The organism is Janthinobacterium sp. 1_2014MBL_MicDiv (assembly GCF_001865675.1).
GTDB lineage: Bacteria > Pseudomonadota > Gammaproteobacteria > Burkholderiales > Burkholderiaceae_D > Janthinobacterium.
In genome coordinates this window covers 5,983,396-6,001,230 of the sequence record NZ_CP011319.1, presented here as the reverse complement: position 1 = coordinate 6,001,230, position 17,835 = coordinate 5,983,396, and the positions used below count along the sequence as shown (strand labels likewise).

Annotated in this window: 18 protein-coding genes; 8 read left to right on the top strand and 10 right to left on the bottom strand. The window is 64.0% G+C overall.

Annotation, left to right across the window (positions count from 1 at the left end; all coding sequences use genetic code 11):
* Positions 1-131: 131 nt before the first annotated feature.
* The 5 genes from prmC to YQ44_RS26005 all read right to left on the bottom strand — a co-directional run bounded on the left by prmC (position 132) and on the right by YQ44_RS26005 (position 4,848).
* Positions 132-962, bottom strand: a complete 831-nt coding sequence (gene prmC / locus YQ44_RS26025) for a peptide chain release factor N(5)-glutamine methyltransferase (RefSeq protein WP_071325837.1) — start codon at positions 960-962, stop codon at positions 132-134.
* Positions 963-973: 11 nt separating this feature from the next.
* Positions 974-1,444, bottom strand: coding sequence for a disulfide bond formation protein B (locus YQ44_RS26020; protein WP_071326765.1), 471 nt, complete (start codon positions 1,442-1,444; stop codon positions 974-976).
* A gap of 174 nt (positions 1,445-1,618) precedes the next feature.
* Positions 1,619-2,695: a peptide chain release factor 1 gene (gene prfA, locus YQ44_RS26015; protein WP_071325836.1), complete on the bottom strand. Its 1,077-nt coding sequence runs from the start codon at positions 2,693-2,695 to the stop codon at positions 1,619-1,621.
* A 96-nt stretch (positions 2,696-2,791) separates the two neighbouring features.
* Positions 2,792-4,066, bottom strand: coding sequence for a glutamyl-tRNA reductase (gene hemA / locus YQ44_RS26010; RefSeq protein ID WP_071325835.1), 1,275 nt, complete (start codon positions 4,064-4,066; stop codon positions 2,792-2,794).
* 92 nt (positions 4,067-4,158) lie between these two features.
* On the bottom strand, positions 4,159-4,848 hold the full coding sequence (locus YQ44_RS26005) for a response regulator transcription factor (protein ID WP_071325834.1): 690 nt from the start codon (positions 4,846-4,848) through the stop codon (positions 4,159-4,161).
* Positions 4,849-5,015: 167 nt separating this feature from the next.
* Here YQ44_RS26005 and YQ44_RS26000 point away from each other — a divergent pair, with 167 nt between their 5' ends.
* On the top strand, positions 5,016-5,519 hold the full coding sequence (locus tag YQ44_RS26000) for a hypothetical protein (protein ID WP_071325833.1): 504 nt from the start codon (positions 5,016-5,018) through the stop codon (positions 5,517-5,519).
* 46 nt (positions 5,520-5,565) lie between these two features.
* Here the strand turns inward: YQ44_RS26000 and minE are convergent, their stop codons facing one another.
* From minE to metE, 4 genes are all read right to left on the bottom strand, one after another.
* Entirely contained in the window at positions 5,566-5,817 is a 252-nt protein-coding gene (gene minE / locus YQ44_RS25995) for a cell division topological specificity factor MinE (RefSeq protein ID WP_034752886.1), read from the bottom strand.
* 1 nt (position 5,818) lies between these two features.
* Positions 5,819-6,634, bottom strand: coding sequence for a septum site-determining protein MinD (gene minD, locus YQ44_RS25990; RefSeq protein WP_071325832.1), 816 nt, complete (start codon positions 6,632-6,634; stop codon positions 5,819-5,821).
* A 37-nt stretch (positions 6,635-6,671) separates the two neighbouring features.
* On the bottom strand, positions 6,672-7,421 hold the full coding sequence (gene minC / locus YQ44_RS25985; RefSeq protein ID WP_071326764.1) for a septum site-determining protein MinC: 750 nt from the start codon (positions 7,419-7,421) through the stop codon (positions 6,672-6,674).
* Positions 7,422-7,650: 229 nt separating this feature from the next.
* Positions 7,651-9,969, bottom strand: a complete 2,319-nt coding sequence (gene metE, locus YQ44_RS25980; RefSeq protein ID WP_071325831.1) for a 5-methyltetrahydropteroyltriglutamate--homocysteine S-methyltransferase — start codon at positions 9,967-9,969, stop codon at positions 7,651-7,653.
* A gap of 118 nt (positions 9,970-10,087) precedes the next feature.
* Here metE and YQ44_RS25975 point away from each other — a divergent pair, with 118 nt between their 5' ends.
* From YQ44_RS25975 to YQ44_RS25955, 5 genes are all read left to right on the top strand, one after another.
* Positions 10,088-10,996 carry a LysR family transcriptional regulator gene (locus YQ44_RS25975; RefSeq protein WP_071325830.1) on the top strand — a complete coding sequence of 303 codons (909 nt, stop codon included), beginning with the start codon at positions 10,088-10,090 and terminating at the stop codon, positions 10,994-10,996.
* Between the two features lie 127 nt (positions 10,997-11,123).
* Complete coding sequence (locus YQ44_RS25970; RefSeq protein ID WP_071325829.1) at positions 11,124-11,609, top strand: phasin family protein; 486 nt, start codon at positions 11,124-11,126, stop codon at positions 11,607-11,609.
* A 218-nt stretch (positions 11,610-11,827) separates the two neighbouring features.
* Positions 11,828-13,006, top strand: a complete 1,179-nt coding sequence (locus YQ44_RS25965; protein ID WP_071325828.1) for an acetyl-CoA C-acetyltransferase — start codon at positions 11,828-11,830, stop codon at positions 13,004-13,006.
* A gap of 210 nt (positions 13,007-13,216) precedes the next feature.
* Positions 13,217-13,957: an acetoacetyl-CoA reductase gene (phbB, locus tag YQ44_RS25960; RefSeq protein WP_071325827.1), complete on the top strand. Its 741-nt coding sequence runs from the start codon at positions 13,217-13,219 to the stop codon at positions 13,955-13,957.
* 117 nt (positions 13,958-14,074) lie between these two features.
* Positions 14,075-15,511 carry a hypothetical protein gene (locus tag YQ44_RS25955; protein ID WP_071325826.1) on the top strand — a complete coding sequence of 479 codons (1,437 nt, stop codon included), beginning with the start codon at positions 14,075-14,077 and terminating at the stop codon, positions 15,509-15,511.
* Here YQ44_RS25955 and YQ44_RS25950 read toward each other — a convergent pair.
* Positions 15,448-16,068 carry a LysE family translocator gene (locus YQ44_RS25950; RefSeq protein WP_232250999.1) on the bottom strand — a complete coding sequence of 207 codons (621 nt, stop codon included), beginning with the start codon at positions 16,066-16,068 and terminating at the stop codon, positions 15,448-15,450. The two genes, YQ44_RS25955 and YQ44_RS25950, sit on opposite strands and share 64 nt — an antisense overlap.
* Before the next feature lie 164 nt (positions 16,069-16,232).
* Between YQ44_RS25950 and YQ44_RS25945 the strand changes: the two genes are divergently transcribed.
* Complete coding sequence (locus YQ44_RS25945) at positions 16,233-16,715, top strand: Lrp/AsnC family transcriptional regulator (RefSeq protein ID WP_010393611.1); 483 nt, start codon at positions 16,233-16,235, stop codon at positions 16,713-16,715.
* A gap of 136 nt (positions 16,716-16,851) precedes the next feature.
* Positions 16,852-17,808 carry a prolyl aminopeptidase gene (gene pip, locus YQ44_RS25940; protein WP_071325825.1) on the top strand — a complete coding sequence of 319 codons (957 nt, stop codon included), beginning with the start codon at positions 16,852-16,854 and terminating at the stop codon, positions 17,806-17,808.
* Positions 17,809-17,835: the final 27 nt, after the last annotated feature.

The window sequence follows — 17,835 nt, the reverse complement described above, 5'->3', positions numbered from 1 at the left end:
AAAACGCCGCATCGCCAGCGTCCGCCCCGGGCAACGGGGACGGCGCTTCGGTCAGGAATTCGCTTGATATTTTAACAAACTGCGGAGCATCTGGCGCGTCGCTGGATCAAGCTCCGCGCAGGTGGCTGCGGTCAGCCGAGGCGGGCGCCGCTGACTCGTTCGATGCCGGCCAGGTCGCGCCAGCTTTGCACTTTGCTGTAGTTGGCGTCGGCCAGCAGGCCGCGCACGGCTTGCGCCTGATCATAGCCGTGTTCCATCAGCAGCCAGGCGCCCGACGCCAGGTGGCGCGCGGCGCCGGACACGATGGTGCGCAGTGCCGACAGGCCATCGGCATGGTCGGTCAGGGCGCCGGCCGGCTCGAAGCGCAGATCGCCTTCGGCCAGGTGGCGGTCGCCGCTGGCGATGTAGGGCGGGTTGGAGACGATGAGGTCGAACTTTTCCGTGCCCAGCGCCTCGAACCAGTCGCTGGCCATGAAGGTGATGTTGACGCCGTTGGCGCTGGCGTTGCGGCGCGCCACGGCCAGCGCCGCGCTGCTGACGTCCAGGGCCGTGACGACGGCGTCGGGCCGCGTGTACGCCAGGGCGACGGCGATGGCGCCGCTGCCGGTGCCCATGTCGAGCACCCGTCCGCCCGGCGGCAGGCGCTCGAGCGCCAGTTCCACCAGCACTTCCGTATCGGGACGGGGGATCAGCACGGCGTCGCTCACCTCGAAGGGCAGGCCGAAGAATTCGCGTTGTCCGACGATGTAGGCGATCGGTTCGCCGCGCAGGCGGCGTGCCAGCAGGGCCGATAAACGTTCGGCTTCGTCGCTGGTGAGTACTCGCTCCGATTGCGTGATCAGGCTCACGCGCGACAGGCCCAGCGCGTGGCCGAGCAGGATGCGGTTATCGAGCGGGTCGAGCAGCGGACGGATTTGCAGGGCGCCGACAGTGCTGCCGGCGGGAATCAAGGTTTCTGGCATGGTTCTTTCAGTTATTTCTGACGGCGCAGCAAGGTCCACAGCATGGCGATGGCGAAGAGGGCGAACCAGGCGAACGCCCATTGCGGGATGGACAGGCCGAGGAAGGGCTCGCCGGCGTTTTCGCAGGCGCCGTACGATTCGAACATGAACGGCATGACTTGCGCCGTGAAAATCTTGTTCAGCGCCGTTTCCACCGGGTCGATGCCGCACGAAAAGCCGGGGTTGGCCAGCACGTACAGATGCTTGGCGCCCACGCCCAGGCCGCCCAGGGCCGCAGCCAAGCCGATTGCCGCGCCGATTTTCGGCCGGTTCGCGGCCGCGCCGGCCAGGCAGGCGATGCCGATGGCGAGGAACAGGTAGCGCTGGATCACGCACAGCGGGCACGGCGCCATGTTCATGGCGTGCTGCAAATACATGGCCACCCCCAGCATCAGGAAACACAGGGCGGCGATCAACAGGAGGACGGTGCGTGAATTTTTCATGGGCGACACGGTGAGGTGGATGGGAATGAGCTGGCCATTTTCGCACAAGGGCAGATTTTTATTGCTTAGCCGCTACTTAAAGCTGTCGGCTTACGCGCCTTGCGCCAGGCCGACCCACAAACAGCTGCGTAGGTCGTCTTAGCGCAGCGTAAGCCGACGCAACGGCGCCAGCGTTTAGTCGCCCAAGGCAGCAAGCAGTTCCGCCTGGTGCTCTGCCGCCAGCGCATTCGTCAGCTCCGTCAGGTCGCCATCCATGATGAAGTCCAGTTTATACAGGGTCAGGTTGATGCGGTGATCCGTCAGCCGGCCTTGCGGGAAGTTGTAGGTGCGGATGCGTTCGCTGCGGTCGCCCGAGCCGATCAGGCTCTTGCGCGTGGCCGCTTCCTTCGACTGCTGTTCGCGCAATTGCACGTCCTTGATGCGCGCGGCCAGCACTTTCATGGCCTGCGCCTTGTTCTTGTGCTGGCTGCGGTCATCCTGGCATTCGACCACGATGCCGGTCGGCAAGTGGGTGATGCGCACGGCGGAATCCGTCTTGTTGATGTGCTGGCCGCCCGCGCCCGAGGCGCGGTAGGTGTCGATGCGCAGGTCGGCCGGGTTGATGTTGACGTCTTCGACTTCGTCCGCCTCCGGCATCACGGCCACCGTGCAGGCCGACGTGTGGATGCGGCCCTGGGTTTCCGTGGCCGGCACGCGCTGCACGCGGTGGCCGCCCGATTCGAACTTCAGCTTTGAATACGCGCCATTGCCCACCACGCGCACGATCACTTCGCGGTAGCCGCCCAGGTCGGAGTCGGACGCCGACACCAGTTCCACCTGCCAGCGGTTGCGCTCGGCAAAGCGCGTGTACATGCGCAGCAAGTCGCCGGCGAACAGGGCCGACTCGTCGCCGCCCGTGCCGGCACGGATTTCCAGGAAGATATTGCGCTCGTCATTGACGTCCTTCGGCAGCAGCATGGTCTGCAATTCGCGCTCGAGCTGCGCCATGGTGGCTTTCGCCGCCTCGATCTCTTCCTGGGCGAATTCCTTCATGTCCGGGTCGGCCAGCATCTCTTGCGCTGTCGCAATGTCGTTGCCCGCCTCCTGGTAGGAACGGTACAGGGCCACCAGCGGGCCCAGTTCGGCATGCTCGCGCGTCATCTTGCGGTAGCTGTCCATGTTCGACGTGGCGTCGGGGTGCATCAGCAGTTCGTCGAGTTCGACCAGGCGGTTCGCCAGTTGATCGAGTTTGGCCAGCATGGATGGTTTCATAGCGATTCGCGGTAAAAAGAGTGTGAGGGTGGTGCAGGTTCGGCAGGCCCGGCAGGCGGGCAGGAAGCGGCCGCGCGGGCGGCCAGCGGGGCTGCGCTAACGGCGGGGGCGGAACAGTTTCGGCAGCAGGGTGGCCAGTTGCTTGCGCTCGTCGCCCTGCGCGTGGTGCAGCGCCTGCTGCGGCCCGTGCAGGAACTTGGCCGTCAAGCCTTTCGACAGCGCTTCGAGCACGGCGTCGATGTCGGCGCCCTTGGCCAGCATCTTGCGCGCCCGTTCGACTTCCATCAGGCGCAGCGCTTCGCTGCTTTCATGCAAATTCTGGATGACGGGCACCATGGCGCGGTCGTCGACCCAGCTCATGAAGGACTGCACGCGCGTCTCGATGATGGCTTCGGCTTGCGCCACGGCCGCTTGCCGGCTTTCCAGGCCCGTCTGCACGACCTTGCCCAGGTCGTCGACCGTGTACAGGAAGACGTCGTTCAGGCGGCCCACTTCCGCTTCGATATCGCGCGGCACGGCCAGGTCGACCATGAACATGGGCTTGTGGCGGCGCGCCTTGATGGCGCGCTCGACCAGGCCCAGGCCCAGCAGCGGCAGCGACGACGCCGTGCACGAGATGACGATGTCGAAGCGGTGCAATTGTTCCGGCAAATCGGCCAGGCGGATGGCCGTGCCGTTGAAGCGGTGCGCGAGTTCCTCGCCGCGCTCCATGGTACGGTTGGCGATCGTGATGCTTTTCGGATTTTGTGCGGCAAAATGGGTGGCGCACAGTTCGATCATTTCGCCGGCGCCAATGAACAGCACATTCTGTTCGGCGATCTTGTCGAAGATGCGTTGCGACAGGCGCACGGCGGCGGCCGCCATGGAGACGCTGTGGGCGCCGATTTCCGTGCTGCTGCGCACTTCCTTGGCGACGGAAAAGCTGCGCTGGAACAATTGGTGCAGATACGTGCCCAGGCCGCCCGCCTCGTCGGCCGTGCGGATGGCGTCCTTGATCTGTCCCAGGATCTGCGTTTCGCCCAGCACCATCGAATCGAGCCCGGAGGCGACGCGGAAGGTGTGGCGCACGGCATCGTGCTGCGGCAGCATATACAGGTGGGGACGCAGCTCGCTGTAGTTGAGCTTATGGTAGTCGGCCAGGAAATGCGCGCCCGCGTCGAGCGGGTTCGGCACGTGGCTGGCCGCATACAGTTCCGTGCGGTTGCAGGTCGAGAGGATGGCCGCTTCGTCGTTGTCGCGCAGGTCGATGCGCTGGAACCAGGTGCGCGCCGCCATCACCGCCTGGCCCAGATGCTCAGGCGCAAACGCCAGCTGTTCGCGTAGCGACACTGGGGCGGTGGTGTGATTGAGGCCGACGGCTAGCAGTTGCATTTCAGGGCTGTTGGGAATTCTTATGCCGACATTATAGCGCCTTGTGCCCGATCTTTGAGCAGCACGGCAGTTTGCGCCCCGGCGCGGCGGCGTCAGCCCCCCAGTTTTTCCAGGCGATAGCCATAACTGTAGACGGGCACCAGGCGGTAGCCGTGTTCCGGCTTCAGCTGCAGCTTGTTGCGCACGCGCGAGACGTGGGTATCCATGGTGCGCGACGGCAGGGCCGTGTCGCGCTGCCAGACGGCTTCGTGGATGTAGGCGCGCGACAGGGGCCGGCCCAGGTTGCGGAAGAACAGCAGCGCCAGGGCGAATTCCTTGTGCGTCACGTCGAGCACCTCGCCATGCATCAGCAGGCGGCCGGGACGGGTTTCAAACGTATAGATACCGAAGTGCAGCTGCTCGGCGCCATTTTGCGCCGGATACGCGACGCGCAGCAGCGCCTGGGTGCGCAAGGTCAGTTCGCTGCGCCGCAGGGGCTTGATCATGTAGTCGTCGGCGCCGGCCGTCATGCCCGCTACCACGTCGTCCTCGCCCGAGCTGTTGGTCATAAACAACACCGGCGCCTTGGGCGCCAGTTTTTCGCGCGCGCGGCGCAGCACTTCGGCACCGTCCAGGTCGCTTACATGCCAGTCGAGGATCAGCATGTCGCAACTGTCCTTGCGCAGCTGCCCCAGCATTTCCTTGCCACTTTGAAACTCGTGGCAAGCGTGGCCGGCGGCGGTGAGCACCTGGCAGATCAGTTCTGCCTGACTATGGTCGCTATCGAGTACGGCAATTCGCATGATTGGCTGGAATGTGTTGCAACAAACAGACGGCCCGCTCTGCTTATCGTAATGTTAAGGTATGCTCAAGTGAAATATAACAGAGATTGCAACTGTGTCCAGTGAAATCGGAGGCCAGGCTCTTTACGTTACACTTGTTCATCTACCCTTACTGCGGAGAAACGGGCATGGCAGACAAGAGCACCACCGATTGGACCCTGATACCGGCCAGTAGCGCCGAAATCGAGCAGGTGCGCGAGCGTTGCCGGCGCCTGGTGCAGCGGCGCGCCATGATGTCGGCCGGCGCCTCGGCCATCCCCATCCCCGGCATCGACCTGATGTCCGACGTGGGCCTGTTTTCCATGCTGATCAACGATATCAACCACGAATTCGGCCTCACGCCCGAGCAGATCGAGCGCCTCAACCCGCAGTTCAAGCTGATGGCCTACCGCGCGGCGGTGGGCATGGGCGGCATGCTGGTAGGCAAACTGGTGTCGCGCGAGCTGATACTCCAGCTGCTCAAGCGCAGTGGCGTCAAGATTGCCACCAAGCAGGTGGCGCGCTTCGTGCCGTTTGCCGGCCAGGCGGTGGCGGCGGCGATCGGCTATGCCGTGTTCCGCCAGATCGGCAACCAGCACGTGAATGCCTGCGCCGCGGTGGCGCAGGAGTTGCTCACGGTCAGGCCGGATTAGGGCCGAAGGAGGGCATGGCAGGCGCCGCGGTTGCGGCGCCGCCATCTCATGCGTCCGGCAGGACGACGTTGACGTCGAGTACTTCCAGGTTGCCCTGGCGGTCCAGCGAAATCTTGATGTCGTCGGCATTGACCTTGGTGTACTTGGAAATGACGGCAATCAATTCCTTGTGCAGGGCGGGCAGGAAGTCCGGACCATCGCGTCCGCTGCGTTCGCGGGCGATGATGATCTGCAGGCGTTCCTTGGCCGCGGTTGCCGTCTTCGGCTTGGGGGGGAACAGGAAAGAAAGCAAGGCCATATCACTTCGCCCCAAAAATGCGCTGGAGTAATCCAGGCTTTTCATAGTTGGTAAAGCGCAACTCGACATCTTCGCCGAGGAAACGCGAGACCACGTCTTCATAGGCTTGCGCCACGTCCGTCCCCTTGAAATGGATGGCGGGATTGCCCTGGTTCGAGGCGGCCAGCACCTGTTCCGATTCCGGAATGATGCCCACCAGCGGGATGCGCAGGATTTCCTGCACGTCCTGGTAGGACAGCATTTCATCCGATTCCACGCGTTTCGGCGAGTAGCGGGTGATCAGCAAATGTTCCTTGACCGGCTCGCCGCCCGTCTGCGCGCGGCGCGACTTGGCTTGCAGGATGCCGAGGATGCGGTCCGAATCGCGCACCGACGACACTTCCGGGTTGGTGACGATGATGGCTTCGTCGGCGAAGGTCAGCGCCATCAGCGCGCCATGCTCGATGCCGGCCGGCGAATCGCAGATGATGAATTCGAAGCCCATGTTGATCAAGTCGTTCAACACGCGTTCCACGCCTTCTTCCGACAAGGCATCCTTGTCGCGCGTTTGCGATGCGGGCAGGATGAACAGGTTGTCGCAGTGCTTGTCCTTGATCAAGGCCTGGTTCAGCGTGGCCTCTTTATTGATCACATTGATCAGGTCGTAGACGACGCGGCGCTCGCAACCCATGATCAGGTCGAGGTTGCGCAAGCCCACGTCAAAGTCGAGCACGGCTGTCTTGTGGCCGCGCATGGCCAGACCAGTGGAAAAACTGGCGCTAGAGGTCGTCTTGCCGACACCGCCCTTGCCGGACGTCACAACAATAATTCTTGCCACAAATAATCCTTTTCAGATATCTCTTGAATTGTGCAGCTTAAGAGCGGTTCACGGGAGTGACCGGATTGACAGAGTGTATATCGATTCTGTCTCCAGCCAAACGAATTTGCGCGGGTCCGCGCGCCATTTCTGCGGGGAAACCATCCTCGAACGTGCGGTAGACACCGGCGATCGACACCAGTTCCGGTTCCATGGCCAGCGCGAAGATGCGCGCCTGGGCATTGCCCGAAGCGCCCGCCAGCGCGCGGCCATACAGCGAGGAATACACGTGGATGCTGCCATCGGCGATGATTTCGGCGCCATTGTTGACGACGGCGGTGATGATCAGGTCGCAGCCGCGCGCATAGATGCGCTGGCCGGCCCGCACGGGCGTGTCGACCACCATCACCTGCGCTTCGGCGCCGGCCTGCGCCGCCGCCGTGGGGGTATCCTTGGGGCCATCCTTGGGCGGCGCGTCGTCGCGCGTCTTGCCGCTATCGAGGCTCAAGCCTTGCGCCAGGATGGCGTCATGCATCTCGGCCGGCGCATTGCGCACGGCCACGGCATTCAAACGGTATTTTTTCAGCAGGGCCACGAGGGCGGCCCAGTCGACGGGCACGCTGCCCGGCGGCAAGGCGGCCACGTCCAGCACGGCCAGGTCGTCCTCGAAAAAGTCGGCCACGCCTCCCGTCATGTCGTGCAAGGCGGCATCGAGTGCCTGCGTATCGGCGCTATGCACAATGGCGGAAACGGCGACGACGGTGGAAATCTTGATTTCGATAGGCTTCTGCGACGGGCTTTTGGACATAAACATTTATCAAAGTGAAACTGCGGCAGGCCGAATGTTCCGTACGGCAACAATAGGGAGCAGTAAATTTCTTGCATTCTACTGCAAAAAAATCACCGTCAGGGGCCTGGCGTGTGCTATTCCGCAGGGCAATACCTACTTCATGTCAAAAAAAACGGGCGGCGCCCCGGAAAACCGGTGCGCCGCCCTGGAAGCAGCCGGGAATGCGGCCTGAGTACGCTGACCTCGATTACGCCGCGCGCATCTGTTTGGCCGCCTCGACCATATTCCGCAACGCTGTTTCCGTTTCCATCCAGCCCCGCGTCTTCAGGCCGCAGTCGGGGTTCACCCATAAATTGGCGGGCGGAATCACGGCGCTGGCCTTTTGCAGCAGTCTCACCATGTCGGGCGTGGAGGGGATGCGCGGCGAGTGGATGTCATACACGCCGGGGCCGATTTCGTTCGGGTAGGCGAACTGGCCAAAGCCCGTCAGCAGTTCCATGTCGGAGCGGCTCGTCTCGATCGTGATGACGTCGGCATCCATGGCGGCGATCTGCGGCAGGATGTCGTTGAACGCCGCGTAGCACATATGCGTGTGGATCTGCGTCGCGTCGCCGGCCACCGCGGCGGCGATGCGGAAGGCGCGCGTGGCCCAGTCCAGGTAGGCATCCCACTGGCCGCGGCGCAGCGGCAAGCCTTCGCGGATGGCCGGCTCGTCGATCTGGATGATGCCGATGCCGGCCGCTTCCAGGTCGGCCACCTCGTCGCGGATGGCCAGGGCGAGCTGCAGCGCCGTGGTGGCGCGCGGCTGGTCGTCGCGCACGAACGACCATTGCAATATCGTGACGGGCCCCGTCAGCATGCCCTTCATCGGTTTTTGCGTCAGGCTTTGCGCGTGGACGGTCCAGGCCACCGTCATGGCGGCCGGCCGCTGCACGTCGCCGTAGATGATGGGCGGCTTCACGCAGCGCGAGCCATACGACTGCACCCAGCCCAGGCGCGTGAAGAGGAAGCCGTCGAGCTGCTCGCCGAAGTATTCGACCATGTCGTTGCGTTCCGCTTCGCCATGCACGAGCACGTCGAGGCCCAGCGCTTCCTGGCGCTCCACGGCGTGGGCGATCTCGGCGCGCATCTGCCGTTCATACTCGGCCGCCGCCAGCTCGCCCCGCTTGAAACTGGCGCGGGCGGCGCGGATGGCCGTCGTTTGCGGGAAGGAGCCGATCGTCGTCGTCGGGAAATCGGGCAGCTGCAAGCGCGCGCGCTGCACGGCCTGGCGCTGCGCAAAACTTGACGCGCGGCGGTCCACGCCGGGCGCCAAGCGCTGCAGACGCTGGGCCACGCTCGCGCGGTGCACGCGGCCGCTGGCGCGCCGGCTGGCCAGCGCCAGGCGCGAGACGGCCAGGGCGGTGGTGTCCGGCTCGCCTTCGAGCGCGCCCTTCAGCAGGGCAAGCTCCTCGAGCTTTTCCGTGGCAAACGCCAGCCAGGACTTGATGTCGCCATCGAGGTCCGTTTCGGCCGCCAGGCTGAACGGCGCGTGCAGCAGCGAGCATGACGGCGCCAGCCACAGGTGGCCGTTGCGCCTGGCCGCCAGCGGCTGCAGCACGGCCAGGGCGGCGTCGAGGTCGGTGCGCCAGATATTGCGGCCATCGACGATGCCGATCGACAAGACCTTATGCGCGGGCAGCCAGTCCGTGACGCTGACCAGTTCATGCGGCGCGCGGATGCCGTCCACGTGCAGGCCGGCCACGGGCAGGCGGCAGGTCAGGCTGAGGTTTTCTTCCAGCGGCGAGAAATACGTGGCCAGCAGGATATTCACGCCCACCTGGTTCAGCTGCCAGTAGCTGCTCTCGAAGGCGCTGCGCCACGCGTTGGGCAAGTCCAGGCCCAGGATCGGTTCATCGAGCTGCACCCACGCCACGCCTTGCCGTTTCAGGCGGTCGAGCAGGGCGCCATACACGGGCAGCAACTGTTCCAGCAGGGTCAGGCGGTCGAAGCCGGGCGTCTTTTCCTTGCCCAGCCAGAGGAAGGTGAGGGGGCCGATCAGGGTCGCCTTGACCGGGTGGCCCAGCGCCTGCGCCTCGGCCACTTCGTCGAACAGGCGCTCGCAGGCCAGCGAAAAGCGCGTCAGCGGCGAAAATTCGGGCACCAGGTAATGGTAGTTGGTGTCAAACCACTTGGTCATTTCCAGCGCGGGCGTGCCGGCGGCGTGCGCGTGGTGCGCATGGCCGTGGCTGCAAGCGGCGTGTCCGGCATGCTGCTCGGCGCCGCGCGCCATGGTGAAGTAGCGCGACAGCGGCGATTGCCCTGGCGTGCAATGGAAACGGGCCGGTTCGCAGCCCAGCAGCTGGATCTGGCTGGCCACCTGGTCGTAGAAGGCGAAGTCGCCCACCGTCACATACGCGAGGCCGGCGTCCCGTTGCAGGGCCCAGTGGCGCGCGCGCAATGCCTTGCCCGTCGCTTCCAGCGCCGCCTCGGACACGTCGCCACGCCAGTGGCTTTCCAGCGCCCGTTTCAGTTCGCGCGCGGCGCCGATGCGGGGAAAGCCAAGAATGTGGGTGTGCACGGTCATGATGTCATCGAGATTTAATGTGGATGCGCTAGAGTGTGCGGCAATCTGGTCTATAATCAAAACGAAACATTTTGCCGAATAACATGAAAATAATTCACGTACAGAATCCCTTTTCCCGATGCTAGAAATCCGCCACCTGCGCACCCTGAGTGCCCTGCGTTCCTCCGGCAGCCTGGTGCGCGCCGCGCAACTGCTCAATTTGACGCAGTCGGCGCTGTCGCACCAGATCCGCTTGCTGGAAGAGCGCTACAAGGCGCCCTTGTTCGAGCGCAAGTCGATGCCGATCGCATTCACGGCCACGGGCAGCCGGCTGCTGGAGCTGGCCGACAAGCTGTTGCCCGAGATCGAACTGGCCGAGCGCGACGTGGCGCGCCTGTCGCAGGGCGACCAGGGGCAGTTGCGCGTGGCGCTCGAATGCCACACGTGCTTCGACTGGCTGATGCCGGTGATGGATGCGTTCCGCCAGCGCTGGCCGGACGTGGAGATCGACCTGGTGTCGGGCTTTCACAGCGAGCCGGCCGAGCTGCTGCGCTCGGGCGAGGCGGACCTGGTGATCGGTTCGCCCTACGGCCCCGACTTCACCGTGTTTCCCCTGTTCCGCTTCGAGATGCTGGTGGTGATGGCGCAGAAGCACCGGCTGCAGGCGCAGCGCCGGCTCATGGCGCAGGATTTTACGGGCGAGACACTGATTACCTATCCGGTGCCGGAAGAGCGCATCGACCTGATCCGCGAAGTGCTACGGCCGGCCGGCATCGCCTTCGAGCGTCGCACGGCCGAGCTGACCGTGGCCGTGCTGCAATTGGTGGCGAGCCGGCGCGGCATCGCCGCCTTGCCCAACTGGGCCATCAAGAATTACGTCGATTACGATTATGTGGTGGCGCGCCCGGTGGGCGAGCACGGCTTGTGGAGCGACCTGTATGTCTCCGTGCCCGAGCATTTGCAGGACAAGGCGTATGTGCGCGACTTCGTCAGCGTGATACGCGAACAGTGCGCGGCGACGCTCGATGGTATCAAGTTGTTGTCCTGATCGACGTTGGTGGGCACAAACCAACAGAAAAGCTTGAGATATATCAAGGTTTAGCAGGGAACCGCCGCTTACAGTGGAGCACTGTGCGGCGCAACATGGCACCGCCTTCAAATTGGGGAGGAACGAAATGTTTTCATTTTCCGAGCAATGGACACTGGCCGGCAAGGCCGTCGTGGAAGCACAGCTGATCAGTGCGCAAGCGTATGCGAAGGCCGCCTACGACAGCGGCGCCAGCGTGGTCGAGTTGCAGCTGGACGCGGCGCGCACGGCGCTGGCGGCCGCTACGGTGGCGGGCAATCAGCTGCTGTCGGCGAAAGACCCGCAAGAACTGCTGCAGTTGTCGCGCGCGCAGTCGCAACTGGCCATCGAGCGCATCGGTTCGTATGGCCGCCAGGCAAAGGATGTTGCTCAGGAAACCCAGGACAAATTCGCCACCGTGACAAAGGGTGAGTTTGCTGCATCGCGTCAAAAATTTGACGAGCTGTTGCAGGTGGTAAAGCAAACGCCGGTGCCCCTGATTATTCCCTTCAATAATTTTCTAAAAACCACTTTCGGTGGCGCCGATGAAGGGTATGATAAAAATAAAAACACGCGTCCGGCACGCCGGGCGTAAGCGCGTTGCGGCCCGGCAGCGGCTATCCGCCGCGCCAGGCCGCCCGCCGCCACCGCAGGGCCGGCTGCCATCGCTGCCGCCAGCGGTGCGGCGCTGGAACTGTGGCGCATGCCACGCTAGAATGAAACACAGCTTGCTGTGTCTTCCCGAATTCGGATTCATTGGATTCTATTAACACCTTGACCTTGGCCTTCATGGCCTGCATATCGGAGAAATAAATGGATGATGTCGTAATCGTGGCCGCCGGCCGTACCGCAGTCGGCAAATTCGGTGGCAGTCTGGCCAAGATTCCTGCGTCCGAACTGGGCGCGCACGTAATCAAGGGCTTGCTGGCACAAACCGGCATCGACCCGAACCTGATCGGCGAAGCCATCCTCGGCCAGGTGCTGACGGCCGCCGTCGGCCAGAACGCCGCGCGCCAGGCCGTCATCAAGGCTGGCCTGCCAAGCTCCATCCCGGCCTTTACCATCAATAAAGTGTGCGGCAGCGGCCTGAAGGCCACGCACCTGGCGGCGCAAGCGATCAAGTGCGGCGACGCCAACATCATCATCGCCGGCGGCCAGGAAAACATGAGCGCGTCGCCGCATGCGATGAACGGCTCGCGCGATGGCTTCCGCATGGGCGACTTCAAGATGATCGACACCATGATCGTCGACGGCCTGTGGGACGTGTACAACCAGTACCACATGGGCATCACGGCGGAAAACGTCGCCAAGAAATACGAAGTGACGCGCGCCGAGCAGGACGAATTCGCGCTGCAGTCGCAACTGAAGGCGGAAGCGGCGCAAAAAGCGGGCAAGTTCAAGGATGAAATCCTGCCGCTGGAAATCGCGAACAAAAAAGGCACCGTGGTCTTCGACAGCGACGAATACATCAAGCCCGGTTCGACCCTGGACTCGCTGGCCGGCCTGCGTCCCGCGTTCGCCAAGGACGGCACGGTCACGGCCGGCAACGCCTCGGGACTGAACGACGGCGCCGCCGCCGTCATCATGATGTCCGCCTCGCAAGCGAAGGAACTGGGCTTGAAGCCGCTGGCGCGCATCAAGGCCTACGCCTCGTCGGGCCTGGATCCGGCCGTCATGGGCATGGGCCCCGTCTCGGCGTCGCGCCTGTGCCTGAAAAAGGCCGGCTGGACGCATGAAGAGCTGGACTTGATGGAAATTAACGAAGCGTTTGCCGCGCAGGCGATTGCCGTCAACAAGGAAATGGGCTGGGATACCAGCAAGATCAACGTGAACGGCGGCGCCATCGCCATCGGCCACCCGATCGGTGCGTCCGGCGCGCGCATCCTGGTCACCCTGATCCACGAAATGATACGCCGCGACGCCAAGAAAGGCCTGGCAGCGCTGTGCATCGGCGGCGGCATGGGCGTGGCCCTGGCCATCGAGCGCGACTAAGTAGCTGGCACCCACCCAAGCTACTGCGCGGCGCGCTTTGCGGCCTGCGATGCTCACCGTGCTCCAGCACGGTTGCGCTTCTTGGCCACAACTCGCTGCCGCTCGCTACGCTTGAGTGCGATGCGGTACGCCGCCGTCACGCGGCGGTTTTGGATTGCTTTCATTAGATTATTAACTTTTTAGCAATAGAACGACACTGAGGGGATGAAAATGGCAAGAGTTGCATTGGTAACTGGTGGCATGGGTGGTCTTGGCGAAGCGGTCTGTTTCAAACTGGCGGCGCTCGGCTATCGTGTGGTCACCACATATTCCCCTGGCAATCCGAAGGTCGCGGAATGGCTGGCGACGACGAAGGACATGGGGTACGACTTCAAGGCCTATCCATGCGATGTGGCCGACTACGATTCGGCTGCCGCTTGCGTGGCGGCCGTGGAAAAGGACATCGGTCCCGTTGACGTGCTGGTCAATAACGCCGGCATCACGCGCGACATGACCTTCAAGAAGATGGACAAGCCGAACTGGGACGCCGTGATGGGCACCAACCTCGACTCCGTCTTCAACATGACCAAGCCCGTCTGCGACGGCATGGTGGAACGCGGCTGGGGCCGCATCATCAATATCTCGTCCGTGAATGGTCAGAAGGGCGCCTTCGGCCAGACCAACTATTCGGCAGCGAAAGCCGGCATGCATGGTTTCACCAAGTCGCTGGCGCTGGAAGTGGCGCGCAAGAACGTCACCGTCAATACCATTTCGCCAGGCTACATCGGCACCAAGATGGTGATGGCGATTCCGCAGGAAGTGCTCGACAGCAAAATCATTCCGCAAATTCCGATGGCGCGCCTGGGCAAGCCGGAAGAAGTGGCTGGCCTGGTGGCTTACCTGGCATCCGATGAGGCGGCTTTCGTCACGGGCGCCAACATCTCGATCAACGGCGGCCAGCACATGTCGTAAGCGTTGTTGAGGTAAAACAAAAAGACAGCTGCGGCTGTCTTTTTTTATGCTGGCAAGCAAAACAGGGCAGGCGCGCGCTTTGCCTTAGAATCGGCGTTTCCCTTTGCGCCTCCTTTCATGACCGCTCTGTTTACCTTGCGCCACGCCAGTCTGGCCGCCGTCCTTCTCCTGGCGAGTGCCGCGGCGCAGGCCGGCGTCGCCTTTCACCTTGCCGTCACCACCGAGCGGCAAAACCATCCTGATGTGAAAACCAGCCTGCCCGCGCGGGTAACGCAGGACAGCGACATCGTGCTGGGCAGGCATTACCTGAGCGTCCGCACCGGCAAGCACATGACGGTGCTCGATTTTTCAGCACGCCGGCGCCACGAGATCGATCTGGCGGCCGCCACCTACGACAGTTATTCGCTGTTCGACGCCGTCGGCTATCGCAGCATCGAGCTGCGTCACCGGCAGGGGATCGCCGGGGTCTTGCAGGCCGGCGGCGTGGAACAGCATGCGACGCCGCGCGTATATGAAGAGCAGGCGTTGTCGGTGCTGGCCGACAAGCGGCGCGGCCCGCTGCTGCCGCATGTGCTCGATGGCGCCGTGCTGTGGTCGCTGGACCAGCAGCCGCTGCTGAACCTCGCCATCGGCGGCAGTCCCGTCGGCGATGACGACGCGCGCGCGTTCGCCCAGTTCCTGCGCTACACGTGGGGCGGCCATCCGTTGGTGCTGGACATGCTGGCCGGCGGCAAGCGCATTCCCGCCGACTTCACCTTGCATTACCAGGAAGTGGGCGGCAGCGTCACGCGGCGTTTCCGCATCAGCCGGGTCAGCGCGGACGCGCCTGCCAATTACGCGCTGGCCGCGTACTGGCCACGTCAGGCTGCCGCCGGCGCGCCGCCGCTCGAGCGCCTGCTGGACCAGGCGGCGCGGCTGCCGCCGCTCGATGCCCAGGCGCATCCCGCGCTGCGGGCCGAGGCCGAGCGGCTGTTTGCGGCGGACAAACCGTTCGAGGCTTTTCTGACCATGTTGGACGACCATTTTTCCACGGGTGCGCTGGTCGAAAAGCTGTCGCGCGAACAGCAGCAGGCGATGCAGGCGTGCGAGTCCATCCACGTCCTGACGCGCGCGCTGCTGGCCAAGGACAAGGAGGGCATCGCGGCCGCGCTGGCCACCGTGCAGGACTTGCGCGCGCAAACGGGGATGGAACAGCCGGTATTGGCCTTGTTCGAGGGAAATCTGCGTGCCAAGCTGGGGCAGTGGCCCGAGGCGACGGCGCTGTATCTGCAGGTGCTGCAGGCGAAGCCGCGAATGGCGGCCGTGTACCAGGACCTGGGCGACGCCTTGCTGGCGCAGTTCGACGCGCCGAATGCGTGGCGCAGCTGGGATGCGGGCCGGGCGCTGGCGCCGGGCTTGCGGCAATTTCACAAGGTCAATGGCCTCGAGCGCAGCTTGCTCGAGGCTTACCCCGCCTTCTTTACGGGCGGCGCGCCGGCCCCGCTGAAAGATCAGCCCAGTACGAGCCGTCCCGCCAGCAGGACGAAGACGGTGGGCAGCACGAACTTGCCGTAAGGCGAAGGCTTGCCGCGCAGGCGGCGCGCCAGGCGCGCGGCCAGCACGGCATACAGGGCGTCGAACAGCAGGCCGACGAGCACCAGGACGGCGCCCAGGCGCAGGTATTGCATGCCGACGCTTGCCGCGCCGGTGACGAATTGCGGCAGGAACATGCTGCAAAACAGCAGTGCCTTCGGATTGAGCAGATTCGTCAGGAAGCCGCGCACGAGGCTGGCGCCGGCGCTGTGCGCCGTGGCCGGCGCCTCGGCATCGGGCGTGGTGCCGGTCGACAGGGCCGACTGCAGCAGGCGCGCCGCCAGGTACAGCAGGTAGGCGGCGCCGGCCCATTTGACCCACTGCAAGGCTTGCGGATGCGTCACCATCAGCGCCGCCAGGCCCGCGCCCGACAGCGCCACATGCACGGCGCGCGCGCCAGCGATGCCCAGCGCCGTCACCAGCGCCGTGGCCACGCCGCGCGCCGCGCCCGTGGCCAGCACCAGCGCCATGTCGGGGCCCGGCAATAAAAAGGCGCCAGCCAGTGCCAGCAAGTACATCAGGAAGGTAGAATCGGACATGGCGCGGCTCGGTAACGAACAAGTATGAGGGCGGGAGCAACGGCCGTGTGCCGCCTGCTCGCCGGCCCCCATTATGTTCTTGCCTTGATGAAATGTGCTTGCTTTTCCTGCCCGCTATGCCCTAGTATTCGGGTAGATTCCACCTGTAAAAGAACAATAATTAGATGAAAATTTCAGAAGTTAGCCTCGACGCCACCGATTTACAGATACTCAGGCTGTTGCAGGATGAAGGACGGCTGTCGAATGCGCGCCTGGCCGAGCGCTTGAAACTGAGCGAAACGCCCGTCTGGCGCCGTTTGCGCCGCCTGGAAGAGGAAGGCTTCATCACCGGCTACCAGGCTTTGCTCAACCGCAAGAAGCTGGGCATCGGCCTGGTGGCGTTCGTGCGCGTCGTGTTTGCCAACCATGGCGGCGAGCAGCCGTCGCAGTTCGAACAGGCGATCGCGACGATTCCCGAGATATTGTCTTGCCACAATGTGGCGGGCGAAGCCGATTACTTCCTGCAAGTGGTGGCGCGCGACCTGGAAGCGTATGGCGAATTCGTCTCGACGGTCTTGCGCCGCCTGCCCGGCGTGGCGGAAATCCAGTCCAGCCTGTCGATGCGCGAAATCAAGTCGTCGAACCGCCTGCCCTTGCCGCTGGCCTGAGCCGCCGGGGCCGCACTATAATTGGGTCTTTGCCATGCAGCTGCTGCCTGGCACCCTGAATGTTGATAACGCCGGACAAAACCGCCGCGACCACCGACGCGCAGCAGGTTTTGCCCGGCGTATTGAGAGGATCGCCATGCCTGACTCCCTGTCGCCCCTGTTTCCCGTCCTGTCGCCGAACCGGCACGGCATGCTGGCGGTCGATGCGCTGCACACCATCTACTGGGAAGAGTGCGGCAATCCCGACGGCATTCCCGTACTGTTCCTGCATGGCGGCCCCGGCGCCGGCCTGTCGCCGCAGCACCGCCGCTTCTTCGATCCGCAGCGCTATCGCGTGATCCTGTTCGACCAGCGCGGCGCCGGCAAGTCGACGCCGCTGGGCGAATGGCGCAACAACACGACGCCATTGCTGATCGCCGACATCGAAGCGCTGCGCGCCCAGTTCGACATAGCCCAATGGCTGGTGTTTGGCGGTTCCTGGGGCTCGACCCTGGCGCTCGCGTATGGCCAGGCGCATCCCGAGGCCTGCCTCGGTTTCGTGCTGCGCGGCATCTTTTTATGCACGCAGGCGGAAATCGACTGGTTCATCGAAGGCGTGCGCTGGTTTTATCCGGAACTGTACGAGGAATTCGCCGCGCCGATTCCGCCCGAAGAACGGGGCGATTTGCTGGCGGCCTATGTGAAGCGCATCCTCAGCAGCGACCCCGCCGTGTACTGGCCGGCCGCGCGCGCCTGGAGCCGCTTCGAAGGCCGCCGCGTCTACCTGATGCCGCAGCCGGAAGATACGCCGAACGATGCGCTGGACCTGGGCGTGGGCCGGCTCGAATCGCATTACATGGCCAACCTCGGTTTCTTCGAGGAAGACCAGCTGATCCGTAATATGCACCGCATCGCGCATTTGCCGGCGGTCATCGTACAGGGCCGCTACGACGCCATCTGCCCGCCGCTGTCGGCCTACCGCCTGCACCAGGCCTGGCCCGGCGCGCAGCTGGAAATGATTCCCGACGCGGGCCATGGCGCGCTCGAGCACGGCATCGCGTCGGCGCTGGTGAAGGCCACCGAGCGCTTCGTGCCGGGGCGCGGCTTCGCATGAACGTGAAACGTGCCTGGTGGCAAAGCC